General features: G+C 67.4%; 2 protein-coding genes. Both read left to right on the top strand.

Annotated elements, in window-relative coordinates:
* A partial coding sequence (locus CKY51_RS21820) for a non-ribosomal peptide synthetase (protein ID WP_152250003.1) occupies positions 1-5,222 on the top strand: 5,222 nt, incomplete at its 5' end.
* Positions 5,219-11,329, top strand: a 6,111-nt coding sequence (locus CKY51_RS21815; RefSeq protein ID WP_170292365.1) for a non-ribosomal peptide synthetase, incomplete at its 3' end; no start/stop codon positions are given. The genes CKY51_RS21820 and CKY51_RS21815, both read left to right, overlap by 4 nt.

Here is an 11,329-nt window from a genome sequence, read left to right as displayed (position 1 = left end):
TGGTCACCGGCACCTACCTCGCCCCACAAGGCGAGCTGGAAACCCTGCTCGCCACGCTGTGGAGCGAGCTCTTGGCGGTGCCGCAGGTCGGCCGACACGACAACTTCTTCGCCCTCGGCGGCCATTCGCTGCTGGCGGTGAAGTTGATCGAACGGCTGCGTCGGCTCGACTGGCAGCTGGACGTGCGCAGCCTGTTCGCCGAACCGACCGTTGCCGGGCTCGCCAGCCGCCTGCACGGCGCAGCGGATGTCCTCGTGCCGCCCAACCGCATCACCGCCGACTGCCCGCGCATCACTCCGGACCTGCTGCCGCTGCTGGAACTGACCCAGGCCGAGATCGACACTGTCGTCGCCAGCGTCGACGGTGGCGTGACCAATGTGCAGGACCTCTATCCGCTGGCACCGCTGCAGGAAGGCCTGCTGTTCCACCATCTGGCCGATCCACTCGCCGATCCCTATCTGCATTCCACCCTGCTCGCATTCCCGACCGCGGCCCAGCGCGAGGATTTCCTCGCGGCACTCGACCAGGTCATCGCCCGCCACGACATCCTGCGCACCAGCCTGGTCTGGCAAGGCGTGCCAGTACCTGTGCAGGTCGTCTGGCGCAAGGCGACGCTGCCACGACACCAGCACGTCATCGAGAACGCCGATCCGGCCGTCGCGCTGCAAGCGCGGTTACATGCGCCAGAGACCGCGCTACGTCTTCAGCATGCCCCGCTGATCCACGCCCATCTGGCCGACGACGCGGCGCATGGCCGCTGCCTGCTCGGCCTGCAACACCATCACCTGGTGATGGACCACACCACCCTGGAACTGCTGATCGAAGAGGTGCAGGCGCATCTGCGTGGAAACGCGCAGGCCTTGCCGGCGCCGCTGCCGTTCCGCGACTTCGTCGCCCATACCCTGGCCGGCGCGTCCACCCAGGAGCACCAGGCGTTCTTCCGCCAGATGCTCGGCGATCTCGATGCGCCCACTGCGCCGTTCGGCGTGTTGGCGCCGGTGCAGGACCCGGCAACGGTGGAGGAGTTGCATCGTCCCTTGCCGATCGCACTGGCCACCGCTGTGCGTCACCAGGCGCGTCGGCAGGGCGTCACCGCGGCCAGCGTGTTCCACCTGGCCTATGCGCTGCTGCTGGGCCGCATCAGCGGTCGCGATGACGTCGTCTTTGCCACTTTGCTGTTCGGCCGCATGCACGCCAGCGCTGGTGTGGATCGCGTGCTGGGCATGTTCCTCAACACCTTGCCGATCCGGCTGGGCGGTACGCAGGGCAGCGTGCAGCAAGCCCTGCGCGACACCCAGCACGCGCTGGCCCGCCTGCTGCACCACGAGCACGCCCCGCTGGCGCTGGCCCAGCGCTGCAGCGGCCTGGATCCGGCCGCGCCCTTGCTCAATGCCCTGCTCAACTACCGCTACGCCGGCGGCAGCAACGTGCTCAGCGACGACACCGCTGCGCCGCACGATCCCTTGGCCGAGGTGCAAGCGCTGGGCGGTCGCGACCGCACCCACTATCCCCTGGTGGTCTCGGTCAACGACCAGACCGCGGACGGTGGCTTCTCGTTCGATGTGCAGTGCGTGGCGCACATCGGCAGCGAGCGCATGGCCGCGCTGATGCAGCACACCGTGCAGGTGCTGGTCCAGGCCCTGGAGCAGGCGCCGCAGACCGCGCTGCATACGCTGGACGTGCTGCCAGAAGACGAACGAATCCAGGTGCAGCGCTTCAATCCTCCCGCACCCGCGTCAGCGGAGCCCGACTTCCTCCACCACCAGATCGCAGCGCAGGCGCAGCGTACGCCCGATGCCATCGCCGTGATCGACGGCCAGACCGAACTCCGCTACGCCGCACTCGATACCCGCGCCAACCAGCTCGCTCATCACCTGATCGGAGTGGGCGTGACGCCGGAGAGCATGGTTGCCATCTGCCTGCCGCGCGGCAGTGCCCAGCTCATCGCCCTGCTGGCCATCCTCAAGGCCGGCGCTGCCTATCTGCCGCTGGATATCGAAGCCCCAACGGCACGGTTGCACGCGATGGTGGCGGACGCCGGCGCGCAGGTTGTCATCGCCGATAGGCAGACCGCAACGCAGTTCGGACCTTGCAAGGATCTACGGCAGGTCCGAATGGACGATGACGCGGCGCTATGGGCCTGCGCTCCGGCCCACGCCCCCGCTGTGCCATCCCTGCACCTGCAGCATCCGGCCTATGTCATCTATACGTCCGGCTCTACCGGCCGGCCCAAGGGCGTCGTCATTCCGCACCACGCGCTGGCGGCCTTCTTCGGCGCCCTGCAGACGCCGCTGCCACTGACGCCGCACGATCGTCTGCTGGCCGTCACCACCCTCGGCTTCGACATCGCCGGCCTGGAATTGTTCGCGCCGCTGCTGCACGGCGCCTGCGTCGTCATCGCTGCCGCCGATCTGCACGATCCGGCTGAATGGATGCAACTGCTGGACGCACAGCGCATCTCGGTGCTGCAGGCCACGCCGACGTTCTGGCAGCTGTTGCTCAACGCCGGCTGGCAGAGCACCCCGAACATGCGGTTGCTCTGCGGTGGCGAAGCCTTGCCGCAGGATCTGGCGCAACGTTTGCGTGCCGGTGGTGGCCAGCTGTGGAACCTGTATGGCCCCACCGAAGCCACCATCTGGGCCAGCGCACATCCGGTGCTGGACAGCGACGCCGGCAGCGTCGTGCCGCTGGGACGGCCATTGCCTGGCACCCGCCTGCAGGTGCGGGATGCGCATGGCCGGCTGTCGCCAATCGGCGTGGCGGGCGAACTCGCCATTGCCGGGCCGCAGTTGGCGCGCGGCTATCTGGGCCGGCCCGACCTGACGGCCGAACGCTTCGTGCCCGATCCGTTCGCCACGCGGCCGGGCCAGCGCAGCTACCGCAGCGGCGATCTGGCACGTTGGCGCGCCGATGGCGTGCTGACGTATCTGGGCCGCAGCGACCAGCAGGTCAAGCTGCGCGGTTTCCGCATCGAGCCGGGCGAAATCGAAGCGGCGTTGCGCAGCTGCGATGGCATCCGCGAGGCGGCGGTCGTCGCACGGGCAGACGGCGACGACCGGCGGTTGATCGCCTACCTGGTCGGTGACCGCACGCTTGGCGCCGACGTCTTGCGCACCCGCCTGGCCGCGCGCCTACCGGACTACATGCTCCCAGCCGCCTATATGTTCCTGGACGCTTTGCCAATGACGCCTAACGGCAAACTCGATCGGCGTGCGCTGCCGGATCCGGAAACCACGCTGAGCGCGCCTGGCGAGCGACTGCCGCCAGCCAATGCGTTGGAACGCAGTCTCGCCAAACTCTGGGCCGGTGTACTGGGGCCGCGGCGCATCGGACGCGACGACCATTTCTTCGAACTGGGTGGCCACTCGCTGACGGCATTGCGGTTAATGACCGCCGCACAGCGCGTCGGCCTGCCGCTCACGCTGCAACTGATCTACGCCTGCCCCACTCTACGCCAGCAGGCAGAATGCCTGCTTGGCGGTGCCGATGCCTGGGGCAGCCGCGCGCTCGCGGCACGCCGCCAGGGCTCGCGCCCCCCACTGTTTGTGCTGCCGACCGGTATCGCCGATATCGCCTACGCCTTCGAGTTGGCGGCCCATCTCGATGCGGATGTTCCGATCTATGCCTTGCCCTGGCCGGATCCGTTGCCTGCCACGCTGGAAGCGCTGGCCGTGCAGATGGTCGGCATGATCCAGGCAGTGCAGCCGCACGGCCCCTACCATTTGCTCGGCTATTCCTCCGGTGGCCTGCTCGCTTACGCGATCGCCCAACACTTCGGTATGCACGACCAGCAGGTGGCCTTCCTCGGCCTGCTCGATTGCGACTACCCCGAGCAGGCGCCGGATCCGATGCCGTTGGACGAGGCTGCCAAGCAGCGCCTGATCGAGCGTCTGGAAACGCTGTTGCAAGATTCAAGCAGCGACGACGCCATCCAGGCCGCATGCCGCCGTCTGACTGCGAACGCGGCCGAGGTATCGCTGCAGGAACTGGCCGCGCAGGCCGAGGCGGAGCCCGCGCTGCTGATGCTGCTCGCTCAAGAACAGACCAGCCTGGAACAGATCGTCGGCAACTGTCGCTTGAGTGCTGCCTATCAGCGCCTATGGCCGACGTATTGGGTACAGCCGCTCGATCCACGTTGCACACTGACGGTCTTCCACGCCTCCATCTCCGCAATCGATGATCCGATGCTTGGCTGGTCGCGGCTCTTGCCTCAGCGCCAGATACGCACGATCGCCGTCCCCGGCAACCATGTGTCGATGATCGCCGCCGAGCATCTGCCGGAAATTGGGCGATCGATTACGGCGGCCTTGTCCGGCAGCGGAGCGGCGGGGTCCGCTGTTCCGTATGAGCCTTCGTTCACGCTGCAATCGGCGCGCACCGCCGCGCCGGTGGTCGTCTGTGTTCCGGGTGCGGGCGATAGCGTCACCGGCTTTATCGAGCTGAGCAGCGCGCTGGGGGAAACCTGCAGCGTGGTCGGCATGCAGCCGCGTGGGATCGACAGCGCCTATCCGCCCTACGGCTCGGTGGAACTGGCTGCGCAGCATTATCTGGACGCCTTGCCCAAGGTCGCCAGCGCCGCATCGCCGCTGCACCTGATTGGCCACTCATTCGGCGGCTGGGTGGTGTTCGAAATGGCATTGCGCCTGCATGCGTTGGGACGCCCACCAGCCAGTCTGACCCTGATCGATACCCGCCCGCCGAATCGCGCGCGGGTTGCCGATGATTGCAAGCGCGACACCATCGTGGACTACTTCATCGACGCGCTGCAGATGCGCCTGCGGACGCCGATGGAGATTGACCGCCAGTCCCTGCACGCACTGGGCCAGGAGGCGCTGATCGCGCGCATCCACCAGCTGATGGTGGCCAATGGCCTGATGCCGGCGCGCTCGCGCAGCGATGCAGTCCGCGGCAGCCTCGCGACCTTCGCCCATTGCTGCCGTACCAACTACCACCCGAGCCGCCCCTATCCGGGCCGCCTGCACCTGGTGCTGGTCGCCAACGCCCAGCACGCGCAGCAGCAGGCGGACACGTACCGGGAGCTGAGCGAGGCCTGGGCCGCGCATACGACCGACCTACGTCCCTGGCAGGGCCCCGGCAACCACATGACCGTGCTGAGCAGGCCGCATAGCCAGGCACTTGCGCAGTGGTGGATGGCCAATGTGCGCGAATGCGCACACACCTCGGTTGCCCTACCGCCATCCACCATCGCGGTGAACGCATGAGCCCCTTCGACGCCGCCCCCCCTGACCGCGACGCCGCGCATCCGCTCAGCTCGGCACAGCAGGAGGTCTGGCTAGGCCAATTGTTCGCGCCCGACCGGCCCAGCTACACGATCGGTTGCGTGATGAGCTTCGAAGGCACGCTGCGTCGCGACCTCTGGGAGCAGGCCATCGCCACCGTCGTGGCCCGCCACGATGCCCTGCGCATGGTGCTGGTCGAAGGCTCGCCACTGCCGTATCAACGCGTCTTGGAACGACTGCCGTTCTCGCTGCCCTGGCACGACTACACCACCAGCGTCGATGGCGAAGCGCGTGTGCAGGCGCACATCCAGCGGGCCCTGGAGCGCTCGTTCGTCCATTATGAGCAGCCGCTATGGGACATTCAATGGTTGCAGGCAACGCCCGATCGCGGCTACTGCCTGTATCTCTGCCACCATCTTGCACTCGATGGTGTGTCGCTGGGCATGCTGTCTCAGCAGGTCGTCGACAGCTATAACGAGCACCTGCGTGGCGAGTCGGATCCCGGCTTCGCCACGCCGTCTTTCCTGCGCGCGCTCGAGGCCGACCTGGACTATCTCGTCTCCAGTCGCTATCAGCGTGATCTACTTCATTGGCGCGCGCGCCTGGGGGCACGACCAGCGCCACTGTATCCGAGCACGACGGGCGCAGTCGGGCGACAGCCTGTCGTAATATCGAGTTTCGCGCTGGAGCCTGCGCAATTTCAGCAGCTGACTGCACTTGCGGATAAGCTGGGAGGCTCGTTCACCACCCTGGTCGTCGCCTGTCTCGCAAGCTGCCTGAGTCGCCTGAGCGCACACAGCGGCGCGATCGCGTTCGGGCTGACCGTCCACAACCGCCACAACGCAGCCGAGCGGTCCATGCTCGGCATGCTGTCCACACAATTGCCGATTTCCGTGTCCGTTCCGGCAATTGCAGACCTTGCTGCGGCGATGCACAGCGTCGCTGCCGAAGTGCGCTCGGCCATGCGGCATGCTCGCTTCCCGCTGCGGCACGCGTTGCAGGCGTTGAACGGGGCCGGACCGCAGGCGCCACGGCCGTTCGACATCAGCGTCTCGGTCGAGGACTTCAGCGCGTTCGGCGATACCCCGATCGTTGGTGGCGCACGGACCATGCGTCCCCTGCACGGTAATTACGAAGATGCTGCACTAGGCATCGTCGCCTGGCGCTACAACGCCACCTGTCCGACGACGTTTCTATTCAACGTCGACCCACAACGTCTGCCGCTGTCGCTGGCCAGGCGCCTGCTGTCCGCACTGCGGCAACTGTTGCTGGAGCTACTCAACGCCCCGCACACACCACTGAGCCAGCTGCCGCTGCTCTCGCTGGACGAGCGGGCGCAGTTGGACCTCGACAGTGCCAGCGAAGAACGCGTCGTCTGCGACGGCTACGTGCACCACGCGATCGCGCGGCAGGCGCAGCGCACGCCCCAGGCGATCGCAGTGGTGGACGCTCATGCGGAGCTGAGCTATGCCGACCTCGACGCACGTGCCAACCAGCTCGCCCACCACCTGATCGCGCTTGGCATCGGTCCGGAGGTGCGCGTAGCGGTCTGTCTGCCCCGCGGCATCGACCTGGTCGTCGCCCTGCTCGCGGTCCTCAAGGCAGGAGGCGCCTACGTCCCGCTGGACCCAATCTATCCTGCTGCACGCCTTGCCTTCATGCTGCAGGACAGTGGCCCACAGTGCCTGCTCACGCATCGCACGCTTGCACATGTGCTCCCGGACACCGCACATCCGCGCGTGTGGATGGACGACACGGCGGTCTGGACCCGGCACGCCACGCATCCGGCGCCGTTGCTGCAGGGGCTGCGACCGCAGCATTTGGCGTATGTGCTCTACACCTCCGGCTCCACCGGACGACCCAAGGGCGTGATGGTCTGCCATCAGGCGCTGATGCAGTTCCTGGCAGCGCTGCAAACACGCGTTCCGCTCGCGGCGCAGGATCGTCTGCTCGCGGTCACGACAGTCTGCTTCGATATCGCCGGTCTTGAATTGTTCGCTCCGTTGCTCCACGGCGCCCGGGTGGTCATTGCAGGCGATCAGGCCAGCCAGGCTCCTTCGGACTGGATGCGCTTGCTCGATCAACATGCCATCTCGGTGCTGCAGGCCACGCCGGGCTTCTGGCAGATGCTGTTAGGGAGCGGCTGGCAGGGCCGTGCGTCGCTGCGCATGCTCAGTGGTGGCGAGGCGCTCAGCCAGGCGCTGGCCAATCGCTTGCGCACCGGTGGCGGCCCGCTGTGGAATCTGTATGGACCGACCGAGGCGACGATCTGGGCCAGCACCCATCCGGTGGACGATGACGACGCGGCCGCTATCGTGCCGCTCGGACGCGCGCTTCCCACAGTGCAGCTCTACGTGCTCGATCCCTATCGACAGCGCCTGCCGCTGGACGTGGCCGGCGAACTGTACATCGCTGGCGAGCAACTGGCGCGCGGCTACCTGGGCCGCCCCGACCTGACCGCCGAACGTTTCCTTCCCGATCCGTTCGCCGCGCGCCCCGGCCAGCGCATGTATCGGACTGGCGACATCGCGCGCCTGCGTGCCGATGGCACGCTCGATTATCTCGGCCGCAACGACGACCAGGTCAAATTGCGCGGCGTGCGGATCGAGCTGGGAGAAATCGCCGCAGCGCTGCGCGCCTGTGCGGGCGTGCGCGACGCCGTGGTCGTACCACGCCAGGACAACGGCGAACGCCGCTTGGTTGCCTATCTGGTCGGCGATGCAGAAGCAATCGCCGAGTCCACTGCATCGACCGCCGAGACGATCCGCAGCCAGTTGGCGATCCATCTGCCCGAGATCATGCTGCCCTCGGCCTATGTCTGGCTGCCCGCTCTGCCGCTGACGACCAACGGCAAGCTCGAGCGGAGTGCGCTGCCAGCACCGGATGTCACCGCCTTGGCAGTGCCAGACTACGTCGCGCCCAGCGGCGAGCGCGAAACCCATCTCGCCGCGCTATGGTGCGAACTGCTGGGCGTGGAGCGCGTCGGTCGCCACGACGACTTCTTTGCGCTGGGCGGGCATTCCTTGCTCGGCGTGAAGTTGATCGCGCGGTTGCGCAGCACGTTGGGCGTGGAGCTGCCGCTGGCAACGGTGTTCGCCTGTCCGCGCCTGGTCGAGCTGACGCAGGCGCTGGAGGCGGCCCCGCCCAGCGCACTGCCGGCCATGGTGCCGGTCGAGCGCAGCGGTGCCGTTCCGCTGTCCTTCGCCCAGCGACGGCTATGGGTCTTGGCACAACTCGATGCACGTGCCGACCTGGCCTATCTGATGCCCGGTTGTGTGGTCATGCGCGGCACGCTGGATACCGCTGCGCTGCAGTGGGCACTGGACCGTATCCTCGCCCGCCATGAGGCCTTGCGCACCCGCTTCGTCGCCAGCGACGACGGTGCCGTGCAGGTCATCGGTGCTGCGGACAGCGGTGTGGCGCTGGAGCGCATCGACCTGCGCCAGGCCACCGATCCTGAAGCGGAAGCACAGCGTCGCGCCGAGCAGGAAACGCTGCTGGCCTTCGATCTGCAGCGCGGCCCACTGCTGCGTGCGCAGCTGCTGCAACTGGCCGATGACGAGCACCGACTGCTGGTCACCCTGCACCATCTGATCGCCGATGGCTGGTCGATCGGGGTCTTGCTGCAGGAGCTCGGCGCGCTGTACACGGCCCGTGTGTGCGGCCACGCCGATCCGCTGCCCGCCTTGCCGATCCAGTACGCCGATTACACCCTCTGGCAGCACCGCTGGATCGATGCTGCGCTCCTGCAACGTCAGTGCCAGTTCTGGCTGGAGCACCTGCGCGATGCGCCCGTGTTGCTGACCCTGCCTAGCGATCGCGCGCGTCCGCCGGAGCAGGATTACGCCGGTGCCGCCATCACCGTCATGCTCGATGCCGCGCGTACGCAGGCGCTGCTCGGGCTCAGTCAGCGGCATGGCACTACGCTGTTCATGACGCTGCTCGCCACCTGGGGCGCCTTGCTGGCACGGCTGGCCGGCCAGGATCAAGTCGTCATCGGCACGCCCATTGCCCAACGCAATCGCGCCGAGACTGCGGCGCTGATCGGTCTGTTCGTCAATACCCAGGCATTGCACATCGATCTGCGTGGCGATCCGTCGGTGGCTGCGTTGTTGGCGCAGGTACGCGACACCGCATTGGCGGCGCAGGAGCATCAGGATCTGCCGTTCGAACAGTTGATCGAAGCGCTGCAGCCGGTACGCAGCCTGGCGCATGCGCCGGTGTTCCAGGTCATGTTCAGCTGGCAGAACACCCCGCAAATCGCACTGACGCTGCCCGGTCTGCACAGCGAAGTCCTGCCTGGCCCGGCACGCGATGCCAAGTACGACCTGGAGCTGGATCTGCAACTGGACGGCGAGCGCATCGTCGGCAGCCTGCGCTTTGCCACCGCGCTGTTCGACGCGCAAACCGTGCAGCGCCACTGGGAGAGTTTCGGCGTCTTGCTCGATGGCCTGCTCGGCGATGCGCAGACGCCCGTCAGTCATTTGCCGCTGCTGGCACCGTCGCCGTCGCGGCAACAGGCAGTTGATGCGCACACGTCTGCCGGCGAGCACGCTGCGGACAACCTGGTGCAGTGGTTTGCGCAGCAGGCCGCAGCCACACCGCGGGCGATTGCCGTGGTTGAAGGCGATAACGCGCTGAGCTACCAACAGCTCGAATGTCGCGCTAATCGATTGGCGCACCAGCTGGTCGCACTCGGTGCACGGCCGGATCATTGCGTGGGGCTCTGCCTGCAGCGCGGCCTCGCGCAGATCGTCGCGGTGCTGGCGGTGCTCAAGACCGGTGCCGCCTATCTGCCGTTGGAACCTAACCAGCCGAACGCGCGGATCACTGCGGTCGTGGCCGAGGCCAAGCCATTGCTGGTACTCGTCGACCAGGCCAAGGGCCCGCCTGCATGGGGGGAGCACGTGCCTGTGGTCGCGATCGAGCGCGCCCAGGCCGACGCGGCCAGCGCACCGGACAGCGCCCCGCTGCTGTCACTGCACCCGGAGCAACTTGCCTATGTGATCTACACCTCCGGCTCCAGCGGCCGCCCCAAGGGCGTGATGGTCGCCCACCACGGTCTGCGCGCGCGCCTGGCTGCCCTGATCGAAACCTACGGGCTCGGCCCGCAGGACCGCGTGCTGCAATTCGCCACGCTGGCCTTCGATGCCTCGGTCGAAGAAATCTTCGGTGCACTGTGCAGCGGTGCCACGTTGGTGTTGCGCGACGACGACTGGCTCGATACCGAACGCTTCTGGTCACGCTGCGCACAGGCGGGCATCAGCGTGGTCGATCTGCCGACCCGCTTCTGGGCACAGCTGTGTGCGCAGTCGCTGCAACTCCCCGACTGCGTGCGCCAGGTCATCGTCGGCGGCGAAGCGCTGACGCCGGCGATGCGGCACCGTTGGCTGCAGGGCACGCGCACGCCGCTGCTGGACACCTACGGCCCCACCGAAGCCATCGTGGTGGCGACCACGCAAGCCGTCGCCGATGATGCTGCGATCGGCATCGGTCGCCCGTTGCCGGGCACCCAGGCCTATGTGCTGGACCGCGCCGGCCACCCGCTGCCGCACGGCGGGCGCGGTACGTTGCATTTGGGCGGCGCCGTATTGGCGCGCGGCTATCTGGGCCGACCGGACCTGACCGCCGAACGCTTCGTGCCAGATCCCTTTGCCGCCACGCCGGGCACGCGCATGTATGCGACCGGCGACCTGGCCTGCTGGCGTGGCGATGGCAGCCTGAGCTTCCTCGGGCGCAAGGATCGCCAACTCAAGCTGCGCGGCTTCCGTATCGAGCCCAGCGAGATCGAGACGGCATTACTGACTTGTCCCGATATTGAGGACGCCGTCGTACTGCCGCGCGAGAGGCCTTCCGGCGAGTTCGATCTGGTGGCCTACGTCGTCGGTGCACAGGTTGAGACAGCCGCATTACGCGACCACCTGCGCGGCGTGTTGCCGGACTACATGCTGCCAGCCGCCGTCGTACGCCTGGACGCACTGCCGTTGACGCCCAATGGCAAGCTGGATCGGCGTGCACTGCCGGCCCCCGACCACGATGCGCTTGACGCATCGACCTACGTTGCACCCGAGGGCGCGCTGGAAGTCCTG

Source organism: Xanthomonas maliensis (assembly GCF_009192945.1).
GTDB lineage: Bacteria > Pseudomonadota > Gammaproteobacteria > Xanthomonadales > Xanthomonadaceae > Xanthomonas > Xanthomonas maliensis.
The sequence above is the reverse complement of the archived record's forward strand: the minus strand, read 5'-3'. Positions and strand labels throughout refer to the sequence as shown.